Source organism: Ciceribacter sp. L1K22 (assembly GCF_017599385.1).
Classification (GTDB): Bacteria; Pseudomonadota; Alphaproteobacteria; order Rhizobiales; family Rhizobiaceae; genus Allorhizobium.
Genome location: NZ_JAGFPK010000001.1, coordinates 1,787,792 through 1,802,381 on the forward strand (window position 1 = coordinate 1,787,792; position 14,590 = coordinate 1,802,381).

The 14,590-nt window shown below is 61.0% G+C and carries 14 protein-coding genes and 1 pseudogene; 7 read left to right on the top strand and 8 right to left on the bottom strand.

What is annotated here, in order from left to right:
* Positions 1-102: 102 nt before the first annotated feature.
* Together gatB and J5J09_RS08960 are read left to right on the top strand one after the other, a co-directional pair.
* Entirely contained in the window at positions 103-1,605 is a 1,503-nt protein-coding gene (gatB, locus tag J5J09_RS08955; RefSeq protein ID WP_208549300.1) for an Asp-tRNA(Asn)/Glu-tRNA(Gln) amidotransferase subunit GatB, read from the top strand.
* A gap of 4 nt (positions 1,606-1,609) precedes the next feature.
* Entirely contained in the window at positions 1,610-2,107 is a 498-nt protein-coding gene (locus tag J5J09_RS08960; RefSeq protein ID WP_208549301.1) for a GNAT family N-acetyltransferase, read from the top strand.
* Positions 2,108-2,111: 4 nt separating this feature from the next.
* Here the strand turns inward: J5J09_RS08960 and J5J09_RS08965 are convergent, their stop codons facing one another.
* Positions 2,112-2,540 carry a hypothetical protein gene (locus J5J09_RS08965; RefSeq protein WP_208549302.1) on the bottom strand — a complete coding sequence of 143 codons (429 nt, stop codon included), beginning with the start codon at positions 2,538-2,540 and terminating at the stop codon, positions 2,112-2,114.
* 56 nt (positions 2,541-2,596) lie between these two features.
* Between J5J09_RS08965 and J5J09_RS08970 the strand changes: the two genes are divergently transcribed.
* The 3 genes and pseudogenes from J5J09_RS08970 to J5J09_RS22845 all read left to right on the top strand — a co-directional run.
* Positions 2,597-3,064 carry a GNAT family N-acetyltransferase gene (locus J5J09_RS08970; protein ID WP_208549303.1) on the top strand — a complete coding sequence of 156 codons (468 nt, stop codon included), beginning with the start codon at positions 2,597-2,599 and terminating at the stop codon, positions 3,062-3,064.
* 106 nt (positions 3,065-3,170) lie between these two features.
* Positions 3,171-3,569, top strand: a complete 399-nt coding sequence (locus J5J09_RS08975; RefSeq protein WP_208549304.1) for an NADH:ubiquinone oxidoreductase subunit NDUFA12 — start codon at positions 3,171-3,173, stop codon at positions 3,567-3,569.
* 93 nt (positions 3,570-3,662) lie between these two features.
* Positions 3,663-4,100: pseudogene (locus J5J09_RS22845) on the top strand (DUF2155 domain-containing protein); the annotation flags it as partial.
* Positions 4,101-4,417: 317 nt separating this feature from the next.
* On the opposite strand, the gene aat reads toward J5J09_RS22845, so the two are convergent.
* From aat to J5J09_RS09005, 5 genes are all read right to left on the bottom strand, one after another.
* The gene (gene aat / locus J5J09_RS08985) at positions 4,418-5,035 is read right to left on the bottom strand and encodes a leucyl/phenylalanyl-tRNA--protein transferase (protein ID WP_208549306.1); all 618 of its coding nucleotides are present in this window, start codon (positions 5,033-5,035) and stop codon (positions 4,418-4,420) included.
* Between the two features lie 6 nt (positions 5,036-5,041).
* Positions 5,042-6,391 carry an acetyl-CoA carboxylase biotin carboxylase subunit gene (gene accC / locus J5J09_RS08990; RefSeq protein WP_208549307.1) on the bottom strand — a complete coding sequence of 450 codons (1,350 nt, stop codon included), beginning with the start codon at positions 6,389-6,391 and terminating at the stop codon, positions 5,042-5,044.
* A 4-nt stretch (positions 6,392-6,395) separates the two neighbouring features.
* Positions 6,396-6,878: an acetyl-CoA carboxylase biotin carboxyl carrier protein gene (gene accB, locus J5J09_RS08995; protein ID WP_208549308.1), complete on the bottom strand. Its 483-nt coding sequence runs from the start codon at positions 6,876-6,878 to the stop codon at positions 6,396-6,398.
* A 24-nt stretch (positions 6,879-6,902) separates the two neighbouring features.
* Positions 6,903-7,340 (bottom strand): type II 3-dehydroquinate dehydratase, encoded by a 438-nt coding sequence (aroQ, locus tag J5J09_RS09000; protein WP_208549309.1) that lies wholly within the window; start codon positions 7,338-7,340, stop codon positions 6,903-6,905.
* A gap of 134 nt (positions 7,341-7,474) precedes the next feature.
* Positions 7,475-8,185 carry a DsbA family protein gene (locus tag J5J09_RS09005; protein WP_208553428.1) on the bottom strand — a complete coding sequence of 237 codons (711 nt, stop codon included), beginning with the start codon at positions 8,183-8,185 and terminating at the stop codon, positions 7,475-7,477.
* Positions 8,186-8,454: 269 nt separating this feature from the next.
* On the opposite strand from J5J09_RS09005, the gene J5J09_RS09010 reads away from it, so the two are divergent.
* A complete protein-coding gene (locus J5J09_RS09010; protein ID WP_208549310.1) occupies positions 8,455-9,612 on the top strand; it encodes an aminotransferase class I/II-fold pyridoxal phosphate-dependent enzyme in 1,158 nt (385 codons plus the stop codon).
* Between the two features lie 120 nt (positions 9,613-9,732).
* On the opposite strand, the gene J5J09_RS09015 is transcribed toward J5J09_RS09010, so the two are convergent.
* Both J5J09_RS09015 and J5J09_RS09020 read right to left on the bottom strand, forming a co-directional pair.
* Positions 9,733-12,543 (bottom strand): ribonuclease E/G, encoded by a 2,811-nt coding sequence (locus J5J09_RS09015; RefSeq protein WP_208549311.1) that lies wholly within the window; start codon positions 12,541-12,543, stop codon positions 9,733-9,735.
* Positions 12,486-12,905 (bottom strand): hypothetical protein, encoded by a 420-nt coding sequence (locus J5J09_RS09020; RefSeq protein WP_208549312.1) that lies wholly within the window; start codon positions 12,903-12,905, stop codon positions 12,486-12,488. Before J5J09_RS09020 ends, J5J09_RS09015 begins: the two co-directional genes overlap by 58 nt.
* A 193-nt stretch (positions 12,906-13,098) precedes the next feature.
* Here J5J09_RS09020 and J5J09_RS09025 point away from each other — a divergent pair, with 193 nt between their 5' ends.
* Entirely contained in the window at positions 13,099-14,406 is a 1,308-nt protein-coding gene (locus J5J09_RS09025; RefSeq protein WP_246745812.1) for an N-acetylmuramoyl-L-alanine amidase, read from the top strand.
* The last annotated feature ends 184 nt before the right edge of the window (positions 14,407-14,590 follow it).

Sequence of the window (14,590 nt, forward strand, 5' to 3'; positions counted from 1 at the left end):
CTTGCTGCGGAAGCCCTGCCTTGAACCCATTGCAAGCCTTGCGTCCGGCGGCCATTTGCTCTACCTCAGCCCTTGAAAACAGAAGCATCAGACGAGCATCCGATGACCATTGTCGATACCCGCACGCCCGATCCGAAACGTTTCATTCCAGGCGCCACCGGCGACTGGGAAGTGATCATCGGCATGGAGGTCCACGCCCAGGTGACGAGCAATTCCAAGCTCTTCTCGGGCGCCTCGACGACGTTCGGCAATGCGCCCAACTCCAACGTTTCGCTCGTCGACGCGGCCATGCCCGGCATGCTGCCCGTCATCAACGAGGAATGCGTCAAGCAGGCCGTGCGGACTGGTCTCGGCCTGAAGGCTGAGATCAACAAGCGCTCGATCTTCGACCGCAAGAACTACTTCTATCCGGACCTGCCGCAGGGCTATCAGATCTCGCAGTTCAAGGATCCGATCGTCGGGGAGGGCAAGATCATCATCTCGCTCGGCCCCGACCGTCAGGGCAATTTCGAGGATATCGAGATCGGCATTGAGCGCCTGCACCTGGAACAGGATGCCGGCAAGTCGATGCACGACCAGCATCCGACCATGTCCTATGTCGACCTGAACCGTTCGGGCGTGGCGCTGATGGAAATCGTCTCGAAGCCCGACATGCGCTCCTCCGACGAAGCCAAGGCCTATATGACCAAGCTGCGCTCGATCGTGCGCTATCTCGGCACCTGCGACGGCAACATGGACGAAGGCTCGATGCGCGCCGACGTCAACGTCTCCGTACGCAAGCCGGGTGGCGAGTTCGGCACGCGCTGTGAAATCAAGAACGTCAACTCCATCCGCTTTATCGGCCAGGCCATCGAATACGAAGCCCGCCGCCAGATCGCCATCCTTGAGGATGGCGGCTCGATCGACCAGGAAACACGCCTCTTCGATCCGAGCAAGGGCGAGACCCGTTCGATGCGCTCCAAGGAAGACGCGCATGACTACCGCTACTTCCCGGATCCGGACCTGCTGCCGCTCGAATTCGACGACGCCTTTGTCGAGGCGCTGAAGAAGGACCTGCCGGAGTTGCCCGACGACAAGAAGGCGCGCTTCGTCGCCGAACTCGGCCTCTCTGTCTACGACGCCTCTGTTCTCGTTTCGGAAAAGGCGATCGCCGACTATTTCGAGGCCGTGGCCGAGGGTCGCGACGGCAAGACAGCCGCCAACTGGGTCATCAACGACTTGCTGGGCGCCTTGAACAAAGCCGGCAAAGGCATTGAAGAGACTCCGGTTTCTCCTGCTCAGCTCGGCGGCATCATCGACCTCATCAAGGCCGAAACAATCTCCGGCAAGATCGCCAAGGACCTCTTCGAGATCGTCTGGAACGAGGGCGGCGACCCGGCCGAGATCGTCGAGAGCCGCGGCATGAAGCAGGTGACCGACACCGGCGCTATCGAGAAGGCAGTGGACGAGATCATCGCCGCAAACCCGGATCAGGTCGAAAAGGTGAAGGCGAAGCCCACGCTTGCCGGCTGGTTCGTCGGTCAGGTGATGAAGGCGACCGGCGGAAAGGCCAATCCTCAGGCCGTCCAGGCGCTCGTCAAGGCCAAGCTCGGCATCGAGGAATAACGCCGTGTTCTTCGTCCGGACCGCAAGTCAACAGGATGTGGAGGCTCTCCGCACCCTCTTGTCCGAGACGTTTCATGCGACCTACGACGGCTTCTACGGCCTCCTCAAGGTGCAGCAGCTGATCGACTCCTGGCATTCCGTTGCCGCGCTGAAGGCGCGTGTCGACAAGCGGGACGCGGAGTTTCTCGTTGCCGACGATGGCAAGCGGTTGGGCGGTATGGCTTATGCGGCGATGTCTCCGAAGCTCACCAAGACCGCGGTTCTTCACCAGCTCTACATCCATCCGGAGTGCCAGCGTCAGGGCATCGGGCGCGATCTCTTCGCGGAAATCGAGAGCTGCTTCCCCGATGCTGAAATCATGCGGCTTGAGGTCGAGCCCCGGAATGCCGGGGCCATCGCCTTCTATCAGGCGCACGGCTTCATCGAGGTCGACCGAATCGACAGCTGCGGCAGTCCCGACAGCGGTTTGCCCGCTATCGTGATGGAAAAGCCGTTGGGCTGACTGCCTACTGGTTGATCAGGTCTTTCATGTTGCCCTCCTCGTCGTAGATCGCGGCCGCCGAGCAATCAGCGATAAAGGGTCGCTTTTCGGTGTCGCAGGCGACCTTGGCCGCATCTAACGCAGCTTCCTTGCTGTCCCAGCCGCAGAAGAACTCCTGCCAGTGGATGCCTTCGGTGTGGAGGATCGACACTTGAACGCTGTAGAGCGCAGGAAAGCAGTAGGCCATTTCCACGCAATCCTCGTCGGTGCCGCCGCCGTCGATGCATTGCTGCTTGGCGCAGGCAAACGCGGACTGAGCATCCTTGCCGGTGCATACGCCGCTCGACATCTCCGGCGCTTGCACGAAGGCTATGCCTGAGCGACCGCTTTCCTGTGCAGCCGAAGCACTGGCGAAAAGCATCGCGAGCAAAGTGAAAAACGCTGCCTTTGTCATAAACCTGTCTCCCAATCCCTTTAGCTGGGCGGCAATCTCTCAGGTCGGATCGAAGCATGCAAGCGTCACCGGTGATAATCAGGGAAGCGGTGGAAACCGATGTTCCGGCGATCGTGGCGCTGTTCGCCGACGATCCGCTCGGCGGCCATGGGGACACGGTCGATCCGGCCGCCTTGCCGGGCTACCTGGCTGCCTTCCGCCGCATTTCCGCCTCGGCAAACGAAACGCTCTACGTCGCCGAAAGGGAGGCGTCGATCGTCGGGACATTCCAGACCATGGTTACAACGACCATGACCGCGAGGGGCTCGTCCTCGATGATCATTGAGGCCGTCCAGACCCGCGCCGATTGCCGCGGTCAGGGGATCGGAGCGGCGATGATCGGCTTCTGCATCGAGAAGGCCCGGGCCGATGACATGCGCCTTGTTCAGCTGACCTCCAACGCTGTTCGCAAGGACGCCCATCGCTTCTATGAGCGTCTCGGCTTCAGCCCCAGTCATATCGGCTTCAAACTGAAGCTCAAATGACCGGGACGACGTGCGAATCACTGGACATCGAAGCCGCGAGGCGGCATAAGCGGTTGACCTCATGTGACAGCGCCACGCCCTTTTTTGGCGGGCCGAAGGATACGAGATGAAGCAGTTTCTGTTGGAGCTTTTCACTTGGTGGAACGGGCAGACCATGGGTACCCGCTTCTTCACCTGGCGCAAGGGCACGCGCGTCGGCGAGGATGAAGCCGGAAACGTCTATTACGAAGGTCCTATGACCACCTGGGGCAAGCCCAAGCGCTGGGTCATCTACAAGGGCTATGCCGACGCGTCGGCGATTTCGCCCGGCTGGCACGGCTGGATGCATTACCGGACCGACGTTCCGCCGAGCAAGGAAGACTATAAGGCGCGGGAATGGCAAAAGCCCCATCGTGCCAATCCGACCGGTACACCGGCTGCGTACCGCCCGCAGGGGTCGATAGCCGTCACCGGCGAGCGCCCTCGCGTAACCGGCGACTACGACGCCTGGACGCCGGGCAACTGAAACCCCTTTTGGCCATATTTGGCGGCTAGGCGCTTGAGCGGATGGGTCGGCGGGACGCCGGCCCTTCGCTTGAAAGGCTCGAGAGGCGTGAACATGATTTTTGCAGGAACGGTTGCTGCTAGGCAGGTTGGCACGCTTGCTACCGCTGTTGCCCTGACCGGACTGCTCGCCCTTCCAGGCGCCGCCCATGCCGAGCGCATCTCCAATCCGGTTGCCGTCTTTGCCGGCATTGACAAGATTACTGGCCGGATCACCACCTTCGACGTCTATGTCAACGAGACCGTCCAGTTCGGCGCGCTGCAGGTCACGCCGAAGGTATGCTATTCCCGCGACGAGGAAGAGGCTCAAAAGACCGACGCCTTCATCGAAGTCGATGAAATCACCCTAGACCGCAAGATCCGCCGCATTTTTTCCGGCTGGATGTTTGCGGACAGCCCGGCGCTGAACGCCGTCGAACATCCGATCTATGACGTCTGGCTGACGGACTGCAAGGCGACGTCCGAGGTGCCTGCCCCCGAGGGCGTCCAGGCCGCAACGCCGGCTCCCGTTCCGAAGACGGCTGAGCAGTTGGCGGCAGAAAGCCTGCAGCAGCAACAACAGCAACAGCCGGCGACATCTTCATCATCTGACATCGGCAATGATTTCTCGACCCAGGCGCCGCTCGCCCAGGAGGGTGGCCTGCCGCCGGCCGATGACAATTTCCAGGCGACGGACGTGCCTCCGCTCGACGAACCTCAGATCATTGATGATTTTTCCCAGGGACCCGCTGGCGGTGAGCTCATTCCGCCGCCTCCGCCCGTCGAACAGCAGCCGCTTCCCGGTGTGCCCGGCGGTGGCGTTGGTCTTTACTAGGCAAACAACTTGCTTGGCTGGCTCATCGCCTCGTCCAAAAGCTTCTGGTAGGCATTTTTCGGAATATCGACCGCGCCGAACGTCTTCAGGTGATCCGTGGTGAATTGCGTATCCAGCAGCGTAAAACCGCGCTCGACAAGGCGTTCCACGAGGTGCACCAGACAGATTTTCGAGGCATTGGTTCGCCTGGAGAACATGCTTTCCCCGAAGAAGGCCGACCCCAGCGACACCCCGTAAAGCCCTCCGACGAGTTCTTCTCCCTCCCACGCCTCCACCGAGTGGGCATGGCCGAGGTGGTGAAGCGCACTGTAGAGGTCTCGGATCGTGGCGTTGATCCAGGTCGATGGCCGGTCCGGAGCGGACTCGGCACACTTCGCCACGACCAGATTGAAGGCCGTGTCGAAACGAATGTCGAACGGTCGCTGGCGTACCGCTTTTGCCAGGCTTTTCGAAACGTGGAAATCGTCGAGCGGTATGATGCCCCGCATCTCGGGCTCGACCCAGAACAGTTCCGGATCCTCGGCGGAATCCGCCATCGGGAACAGCCCGATCGAATAGGCGCGCAGCAGGAGCTCCGGAGTGATCCTCTGGTTCCTGCCGCGCCGCCCAGCCATTCGTGATCAGGCCGAGGTTTCGGCCAGATAATTCTCTAGCCAGTGGATGTCATAGTCGCCATTCGCGATGTCCTGGTTGGCGACCAGGTCCTGGAACAGCGGCAGAGTTGTTTTGATGCCATCCACGACAAACTCGTCCAGCACACGGCGGAGCCGCATCATGCATTCGACGCGGGTGCGTCCATGCACGATCAGCTTGCCAATGAGGCTGTCGTAATAGGGCGGAATCTTGTAGCCGGCATAGGCGCCTGAATCGACACGAACGCCGAGACCGCCCGGTGCGTGGAAATGCGTGATCGTGCCGGGCGAGGGCACGAAGGTGCGCGGATCCTCGGCATTGATGCGGCATTCGATGGCATGGCCCGAGAAGACGATCTCGTCCTGCGTGACGGACAGGCCGGCGCCGGAAGCGACACGAATCTGTTCGTGCACGAGGTCGATGCCGGTGATCGCTTCGGTGATCGGATGCTCGACCTGCAGGCGGGTGTTCATTTCGATGAAATAGAACTCGCCGTTTTCGTAGAGAAACTCGATCGTGCCGGCGCCCCGGTACTTCATCTTCTTCATGGCGTCGGCGCAAATCTGGCCGATCTTCATACGCTGCTCGACATTAAGGGCAGGGGAGTTTGCCTCCTCCCAGACCTTCTGGTGGCGGCGCTGAAGCGAGCAGTCACGTTCGCCGAGATGGATCGCGTTGCCAGCGCCGTCACCGACGACCTGGATCTCGATATGCCGCGGCTTGCCGAGATACTTTTCCATATAGACGGCGTCGTTGCCGAAGGCGGCGAGCGCTTCCGAGCGCGCGGTCGAAACGGCTTCGTCCAGATCGGCCTCGGTCTTTGCGACCTTCATGCCGCGACCACCACCGCCGGCCGTCGCCTTGATGAGAACGGGGAAGCCGATCTTCCGCGCGATTTCCATCGCGTTTTCCGGCTTTACTTCGCCATCCGAGCCGGGAACGACAGGAATGCCAAGTTCGACCGCGGTCTTCTTCGCCGTGATCTTGTCGCCCATCAGGCGGATGTGCTCCGCCGTCGGCCCGATGAATGTGATGCCGTGAGCGTCGAGGATGTCGGCGAACTTGGCGTTCTCGGACAGGAAGCCGTAGCCCGGGTGCACGGCGTCGGCGCCGGTGATCTCGCAGGCCGCGACGATCTGGTGGATATTAAGATAGCTGTCACGCGACGGCGGCGGGCCGATGCAGACGCTTTCGTCGGCCAGACGCACATGCATGGCGTCGGCGTCGGCGGTCGAATGAACCGCGACGGTCGCGATACCGAGCTCCTTGCAGGCGCGCAGGACGCGAAGGGCAATTTCGCCGCGATTGGCTATGAGGATCTTTGAAATACTGGTCATCGGCTTACTCGATGACGACCAGCGGCTCACCGTATTCGACCGGGCGGCCATCCTCGACGAGGATTTCGACCACCTTGCCCGAACGCGGCGACGGGATCTGGTTCATCGTCTTCATAGCTTCGATGATGAGAAGTGTCTGGCCTTCCTTGACGCTGGCACCGACCTCGATGAACGGGCGGGCGCCTGGTGCGGAGGCGAGGTAGGCGGTGCCGACCATCGGCGCCGTCACGGCCTTCGACAGGTCGCGCGCAGCCGGCGCGGCGGCGGTAACAGGCGCTGCTGCGGCGGCAGGAGCGGCAGCAGCAGCGGGCGCCGCATAGCTCTGCATCGGCATCTGCGGCATTGCGACCATCTGCGGGCCACTCCGCGAAACGCGGATCCTGAGGTCGTCCTGCTCGACTTCGATTTCCGTCAGGTCGGTATCGTTGAGGATGTTCGCGAGATCGCGGATCAGCGCCTGATCGATTCCGGTTTTCTTGTCAGCCATGGAAATTAATCCCTATCGTTCTTGTTATTGCGTGAGGTTCTTCAGCGCCTGCAACGCCAGTATGTAACTGTGCGGCCCGAAACCGCAGATCACGCCCTTGCAAGCCGGCGCTATCATCGACTTGTGGCGGAATTCTTCCCGCGCATGCACATTTGAGATGTGCAATTCGACAACCGGCACGCCGATCGCGCGGATCGCGTCGTGCAGGGCAACGGAGGTATGAGTGTAGGCACCGGCATTGATCGCAACGCCTGCCGAGGCTTCGCTTGCCTCGTGAAGCCAGTCCACGAGCGTGCCTTCGTGATTGCTTTGGCGGAAGTCGATCGAAAAGCCATTGTCCTTGGCGTACGCAGCACAGTCGGCTTCGATGTCGGCGAGTGTCTTGCCGCCATAAATACCCGGCTCGCGCTTGCCCAGCATGTTCAGATTGGGCCCATTGAGGACGAAGAAGATCTTGCTCATGTCGAGTTTCTGTATCCTTGAACCCGCCTCCTATAGACTGGCGAGGCCGCAAGGGAAAGCCCCAAGCGGCCCGCACAGCCTTGGATCACAGGAAATGCGGGGTCAAAACGGAATGGCTGTCTTGGTAAACCGGCTCAGCACACGGTGGCACCGCACGCCCGGACATTCGCAACCTTCTCCTGCAGAAGTTCGGCTCCAAGGGCGCCGAAGAGCGCTTCCTTGCCGACGACATAGGACGGGGTGCCGTTGATGCCGAGGCTGGCGGCGAGCTGGTAGGATTCCCGCACCGCCTCGTCGCTCGGGTTTTCGGCCATCATCTTGCGGATGTCGTCTTCGCTCACGCCCAGCGACTGAGCGACGGCGATCGCCTTGGCGTCATCGGCCCTTCCTTCCGAACCGAGCAGCGCCCGATGGAAGTCGAGATACTTTTCCGGCGCGATCTTGCGGAAAGCATCGGAAACGCGATGCGCCTGCAACGAGGCATCGCCAAGGATCGGCAATTCCTTCAGGACGAAGCGGACATTGCTGTCAGTGGCGAGAATCTGGTCCATATCCGCCATGGCGCGCTTGCAGTAGCCGCAGTTGTAGTCGAAGAACTCGACGATCGTTACATCGCCGTCCGGATTGCCGACGGTGATGTCGTGGCTCGACGCGAAGAGAGCGTCGCCATTGCTTTCGATGGCTGCCGAGGCCTGTTGCTGGCGCGCCATGTCCTGCTTGCGCTCAAGCGCGTCCTGGACCTCGAGCATGATCTCCGGGTTGGCGAGGAGATAGTTTTTAACCTGATCGCCGAACGCGGAAGGGGAACTGGCAGCGACGTCGGTCGTCGTCTCGCCTCGAGTCATCACGACGATAGCGGCGGCCGCCGCTGTCCAGGCGATGATCGCAGCTCCCGCCAGAATGCCGAGTTTCGTTGCGCTCATTGCCATGTCAGTCCTCGCGATTGATGTTTGTCGTTGCGGCCGGCAGCGGGCTGCCTCGGCTGAAGTCGTTGTATTGGATGCGTCTTGACGGCGAAACAGGAATTTTTGCCGCGACCCACCAATCTCACCATTGTGATAGCGGATTCATTGCGGCAAATGTCGGACCGAATTCAAGAGAAGGAAAAACCCTGATGGTGTCCATATCCCGCCGCAGTGCCGTCGAACCGTTCCATGCGATGGATGTGCTGGCAGAGGCGACAAAGCGGCGGCAGGCGGGGCATCCGGTTATCTCCATGGCGGTCGGCCAACCCGGTGCGCCGGCCCCGAAGGCCGCTCTGGATGCAGCGCGTGAAGCCCTGTCGCACGGCCGTATCGGCTATACGGACGCTCTGGGGATGGGTAACCTGCGTATCGCCTTGACCGAGCACTACAGACGACGTCACCGCATCGAGCTTGATCCGGCGCGGATAGCCGTGACCACCGGTTCCTCGGCAGGCTTCAACCTGGCCTTTCTCTCGCTTTTCGACGAAGGCGATTGCGTCGCGATAGCGAGGCCAGGCTATCCCGCCTATCGCAACATATTGAAGGCCCTGGGTCTTCGCGTGGTTGAAGTACCAGTCAACGCAGCAACGGAGTTCACGCTGACAGCCGAAAGCCTGGAGGCCGCGCAGTCTCGTGAAGGCGTTCGCCTAAAGGGTGTCCTTCTGGCGAGCCCCGCCAATCCGACCGGCACCGTCACAGGTCGCGAGGCCCTCGAAAGACTGGCCCGGTATTGCGCATCGCAGAAGATAACGTTGATCTCCGACGAGATCTATCACGGTCTGACCTTCTCTGGCGACGAAACCTCGGCTCTGGAACTGACCGACGATGTCGTCGTCATCAACTCGTTTTCGAAATACTATTGCATGACGGGTTGGCGCATCGGCTGGATGGTTCTTCCCGAGCATCTGGTCCGGCCGACCGAATGCCTGGCGCAAAGCCTCTACATCTCGCCGCCGGAGCTATCCCAGATCGCCGCCACAGCGGCACTCGGTGCGACCGGTGAACTTGATGCCTACAAGGAGAGCTGCAGGGCCAATCGCGACTTTCTCCAGAGACGTTTGCCTGCCTTGGGTTTTCATCTGCTCTCGCCGATGGACGGCGCGTTCTACGCCTATGTCGATGTCAGCGCGCACAGCAATGACAGTATGGAATTCGCGAAGCGAATGTTGTCCGAAACGAATGTCGCCGCCACGCCCGGTCTCGACTTCGATCCGCTGGAGGGATCAAGAGCCATGCGCTTCTCCTACGCCGGCACCATGGCCGACATGGTCGAGGCAACGGATCGGATCGAGCGCTGGATTTCGTGAAAAATATTTAATTTCAATAATTTAAATAGGTTTCCGGATTCAATTACTGAGCAGCATTTGTTGCCATAAAAAAGGCCGCGATCACGCGGCCTTTGTGATTTTGGCGATGACGTCAGCGCCTCAGAAGAAGCCGCGACGCTGCCACCAGCCGCCCTTCTTCGGTTTATCGGGCTCATCTCCGCCGGCCGACGTGGATGTCACCACCGGTTCGGAATTGACGATGTTCTCGCCGCGGTTGGCGCGTGCCGGCTTGGCGTCGTCCGTTTCGGACTGTGGCTCCTCGATCGATGCCGGTTCGGGCGCTTCGAGGTCCGCCGTCTTTTCGACAACCTCCGCTTCGACCGGAGCGACAGCCTCTTCAATCACCGGTTCCTCCACGGGGGAGGCCGCGACCTTGGCCTTGCGGGTGCGTCGGGCTTTGGGCGCTGGCTTTTCGTCCACCGGCGATGTCGCCGATTCGATTTCGGCCATGGCCATACCTTCGGCGACGCTGTCCTCGGCAATCTCCTCGATCTGTTCGGCCTCGGTATCCGGCTGTTCGTCGTCGCCTTCGGAGTCGTCGGCGCTCATCTCGGCACCGTCTTCACCCGGCCGGTTGCGGCGTCCGCCACGCTTGCCGCGACGGCGGCGCTTGCGACGCGGTTCGTCCTGGTTGCCGTCGTCGTTGCCGGAAGCCTCCACGGAGCTTTCACCGCCCTCGTCGTCGCCTTCGTCCTCGTCACCATCAGCGTCGTTTTCCGAAGCGCCGGCCTGGTGAGCATCACCGTTCTGCGCCTGACCATTCTTGCCGCGCCGACGGCGGCGGCGCTTGCGCTTGCGTCCGTTGCGATCTTCACCGTCTGCCGTCTCGGAGTTCGCGGCGGCCGGCTTCTCGATGACGACGTCGTCTTCATCGTCCTCCGGCTCGGCGACGTAGTCGTCCTCCTCGATCTCCGTGATGACAGGCATCAGGCTTTCGATCTTCACCGGATTGGCAACAGCTTCCCCGCGATCGATCGCGAAGTGTTGATGACCAACCGAATCGTCGGAGTCGATCGTGATCGTCACGCCAAAGCGATGCTCGTAGTCGACGATCGTGGACCGCTTCTGGTTGAGCAGGTAAAGAGCCGTTTCCGGGGTCGCACGCACGGTGATGTCGTGCGTCGTGCTCTTCAGCAGGAATTCCTCAACGCCGCGCAGGACATGCAGCGCCACGGACGATTGCGAGCGAATAAGGCCAGTTCCACCGCAATGCGGGCAGAGCTGGGTCGTCGATTCCAGCACCGAGGCGCGGATGCGCTGGCGCGACATCTCAAGAAGGCCGAAATGCGAGATGCGCCCAACCTGGATGCGGGCGCGATCGTTCTTCAGGCAGTCCTTGAGCTTCTTCTCGACGGCGCGGTTGTTCCGCTTCTCTTCCATGTCGATGAAGTCGATTACGATCAGGCCGGCGAGGTCGCGCAGACGCAGCTGCCGCGCTACTTCTTCGGCGGCCTCAAGGTTCGTCTGCAGCGCCGTGTCCTCGATCGAGTACTCGCGCGTCGACCGTCCAGAGTTCACGTCGATCGCAACCAGCGCTTCGGTCTGGTTGATGATGATGTATCCGCCCGATTTCAGCGTCACCTGCGGCTGCAGCATCTTGTCGAGCTGACCTTCGATGCCGGACCGCGAGAAGATCGGATGAAGATCGCGATAAGGCTGAACCACCTTGGCGTGGCTCGGCATAAGCATCTTCATGAAGTCCTTGGCTTCGCGGTAGCCTTCCTCGCCTGCCACCACGACCTCGGAAATGTCCTTGTTATAGAGGTCGCGGATGGAACGCTTGATCAGCGAGCCTTCCTCGTAGACGAGGCAGGGAGCGGTCGAGTTCAGCGTCAGCGTGCGGACGTTTTCCCAAAGCCGCATCAGGTATTCGAAGTCGCGCTTGATCTCGGCCTTCGTGCGGTTGGCACCGGCCGTGCGCAGGATGACGCCCATGCCCAAAGGCACCTCGAGCTCGCGGGCGATTTCCTTGAGCCGCTTGCGGTCTTGCGGGTTGGTGATCTTGCGGGAAATGCCGCCGCCGCGCGCCGTGTTCGGCATCAGGACCGAATAGCGGCCGGCAAGCGACAGATAGGTTGTCAGCGCGGCGCCCTTGTTGCCACGTTCTTCCTTGGCGACCTGGACCAGCAGGATCTGACGGCGCTTGATCACTTCCTGAATGCGATATTGTTTGCGCGGCTTGCGGACGACGCGATCCGGAACCTCTTCCATCGCGTCTTCAGCGCCGACGGATTCGATCTCTTCCTTCTCCTCGACAACGTCGTCGTCATCATCGTCATCATCGCGCCGGCGACCGCCGACCTCTTCGGAGATTTCGTCGCTGTCGACCATGGCGGCAATCGTGCCGCTGCCGCCTTCTTCGCCTTCGCCACCCTCGGAAGCGGTCTCACCGGTTTCCTCGGTGGATGGCTTCTTACGGGGCTTGCGGACACGCTTCGGTTTGGCCTTTGGCGTCGCGTCCTCTGCGCCAACCTCTTCTGGGGCCGCACCCGGCTCCGCCGCGTTGTCGGTCTCGGCCGGGACGGCGCTTGCTACGCTCAGGTCGACGTCAGGCTGAGGTGCCGTCGCAAGATCGACGGAAGACTCGTCGTTATCCGAGTCGTTGTCGTCGTTGCGCCGGTGTTCTTCGGCTTCGGCCTTCAGAAGAGCCTGCCGGTCGGCGAGCGGGATTTGGTAATAGTCCGGATGGATTTCGGCGAAGGCGAGAAAGCCGTGCCTGTTGCCGCCATAGTCCACGAAGGCGGCCTGAAGCGAAGGTTCGACGCGTGTCACCTTCGCGAGATAGATATTGCCCCTGATCTGCTTCTTATGTTGGGACTCGAAATCGAATTCTTCAATACGGTTGCCGCGGACTACGACAACCCGCGTCTCTTCTTCGTGAGACGCATCGATAAGCATTCTGTCTGCCATTTTAAGCTTAACTCCTCGGTACGTCCGCCAAGGTGCAAGCCAGCACCGTCCTCATGAGAGAACGGCGGCTGCAGCAGGTTCTGTACCGGATAAATTTGTTCCCGTCCGTCGCCGAGACGTGCAGCAGCCATGAAGCGACTGGAGACCTTCGTCTCCATCTGCCTGTGACTTTTTAAAAGGATCTGCTGCAACGACGTATAGCCAAACAAGAACGACAATGCCAAAGGCCCTCGGGGCCCGATGAGTGCTCTAGCGAGCGGTTGGTGGTCGCCCACCTGGTAGTTCGGCCGGCCTCGACCGGCGTTCCGATCTATTTCCAGGACAAAAGCGCTGAGACGGCGGATGAGCATCCCGAGGATCATGGCGCCAATTCCAGACAGGTTGGCAGCCGTGGAGATGATTCTATCCCGTGGCACTTTTTACCCTCATCTGCCTTGTATGTTTTCTATGTGACAATGGCAAGCTAAAACCCGTTTGCGCCATAATATCGTTGGAATTGTAGGGCTTAACGAATCGCGGCATTTGAGGCGCGGAAAGCATGGACATCAAGTCCCGATGGATGGTTCGGGCACCGGGCTTGGCGGCACGGTTATCTTCGAGGGGATCAGGCGGCGGATGGTCATATGGTATCTCGTGCACCGGATGCGCACGCTCGTCTCTTGCGGCCTGGCCATGGCCGTCATCGCTGTTGTTCTCGGCGCTTCGACAGGCGGGTCTTTTGCTTCGGGCGCGAGCCTCGTCGCCACGGAGGCCCGTATCGCCGGGGACGAGGCGCGCACGCGGATTGTGATCGACTTCGACCGCAGCCCGGACTTCCAGGTTCACTACATCGCAGATCCGCCCCGCATCGTTGTCGACCTACCCGAAACGGACTTTGGTTTCGCTCCGGAGCAGATGGCGGCGAGGGGGCTTTTTCGCGATATCCGATACGGATCGATGGGCGGCGGTACCGCCCGGATCGTTCTGACCGCCGAGCGCCCGGTGCGTCTGGCAACAAGTGAAGTCCAGGCTCAGGAGAGCGGTGAGGGATATCGGCTCGTTCTTGATGCGGAAGTTGTGTCGGACGACGCTTTTGCCGAGCAGGTGAAGGGCGGCTGGAAACCCGAACCCGTTTCCGCCACGGCGGAACGCGGCGACCGGATCGCGCCCGCGGTTGACGAGAAGCCCGGCGAGTTCGTGATCGCGATCGATGCGGGGCATGGGGGTATTGACGCCGGCGCGAGCGGTGCAACGACCAAGACGCCTGAAAAGGAGATCACCTTGGCATTCGCCAAGGTTCTGGCGGATCACGTCAACAAAAAGCCGGGCATGCGGGCGGTGCTGACAAGGACCGGCGACGAATTCCTGTCACTGTCCTCGCGCGTCGCCATCGCACGGCAAAAGGGCGCGGATCTGCTGATTTCGCTGCACGCGGACACGTTGCGGCAGGCGGCCATTCGTGGCGCAACGGTCTACACGATCTCTGACAAGGCATCCGACCGGATGGCCGCGGATCTCGCAGAGCGCGAAAACCTATCGGACGCCATTGCCGGAATCGACCTGACGGCCGAGCCGACGGAGGTCACCGACATCTTGCTCGATCTTACGCGGCGCGAGACCCAGGCATTTTCGATCACGCTTGCGAACACGGTCGTCGAATCGTTCAAGGGGCAGGTCGGCCTGATCAACAACCCGCACCGCTACGCCGGCTTCAGGGTTCTGCAGGCCCATGACATGCCGTCGATTCTCCTGGAACTCGGCTTTCTGTCCAACAAGGAAGACGAGAAGCTCCTGCTCGATGAAGCGTGGCGCGAGAAAGTCGCAGCACTTCTGGCGGAAGCGGTGGTACGCTATCGCGATCCGGTGATCGCCAACGGCGGCTAATCGAGACAGCGGCCGTGATGACGATTGTGGGTACGGGGCGACGGCCCTATTTTCCTCACAATCGAACCGTTACACCGGAACCGGCGTTTGATAGTGTCTGCCGGCGTTCTTTGCGGTTGCCGCCGGCCTTGTCATTGCCTGTCCGGCGTGCAAAACGCTTGCCACTATGCAATGCTGTCATTGC

Excerpts from the sequence above, each read along its gene's own strand:
- J5J09_RS09005 (WP_208553428.1), bottom strand. The coding sequence starts at position 8,185 with ATGACTCGAGGCGAGACGACGACCGACGTCGCTGCCAGTTCCCCTTCC.
- J5J09_RS09015 (WP_208549311.1), bottom strand. The coding sequence starts at position 12,543 with ATGGCAGACAGAATGCTTATCGATGCGTCTCACGAAGAAGAGACGCGG.
- aroQ (WP_208549309.1), bottom strand. The coding sequence starts at position 7,340 with ATGAGCAAGATCTTCTTCGTCCTCAATGGGCCCAATCTGAACATGCTG.
- J5J09_RS09020 (WP_208549312.1), bottom strand. The coding sequence starts at position 12,905 with ATGATCCTCGGGATGCTCATCCGCCGTCTCAGCGCTTTTGTCCTGGAA.
- J5J09_RS08975 (WP_208549304.1), top strand. The coding sequence starts at position 3,171 with ATGAAGCAGTTTCTGTTGGAGCTTTTCACTTGGTGGAACGGGCAGACC.
- aat (WP_208549306.1), bottom strand. The coding sequence starts at position 5,035 with ATGGCTGGGCGGCGCGGCAGGAACCAGAGGATCACTCCGGAGCTCCTG.
- gatB (WP_208549300.1), top strand. The coding sequence starts at position 103 with ATGACCATTGTCGATACCCGCACGCCCGATCCGAAACGTTTCATTCCA.
- J5J09_RS08965 (WP_208549302.1), bottom strand. The coding sequence starts at position 2,540 with ATGACAAAGGCAGCGTTTTTCACTTTGCTCGCGATGCTTTTCGCCAGT.
- accC (WP_208549307.1), bottom strand. The coding sequence starts at position 6,391 with ATGACCAGTATTTCAAAGATCCTCATAGCCAATCGCGGCGAAATTGCC.
- accB (WP_208549308.1), bottom strand. The coding sequence starts at position 6,878 with ATGGCTGACAAGAAAACCGGAATCGATCAGGCGCTGATCCGCGATCTC.
- J5J09_RS09025 (WP_246745812.1), top strand. The coding sequence starts at position 13,099 with ATGGATGGTTCGGGCACCGGGCTTGGCGGCACGGTTATCTTCGAGGGG.
- J5J09_RS09010 (WP_208549310.1), top strand. The coding sequence starts at position 8,455 with ATGGTGTCCATATCCCGCCGCAGTGCCGTCGAACCGTTCCATGCGATG.
- J5J09_RS08970 (WP_208549303.1), top strand. The coding sequence starts at position 2,597 with ATGCAAGCGTCACCGGTGATAATCAGGGAAGCGGTGGAAACCGATGTT.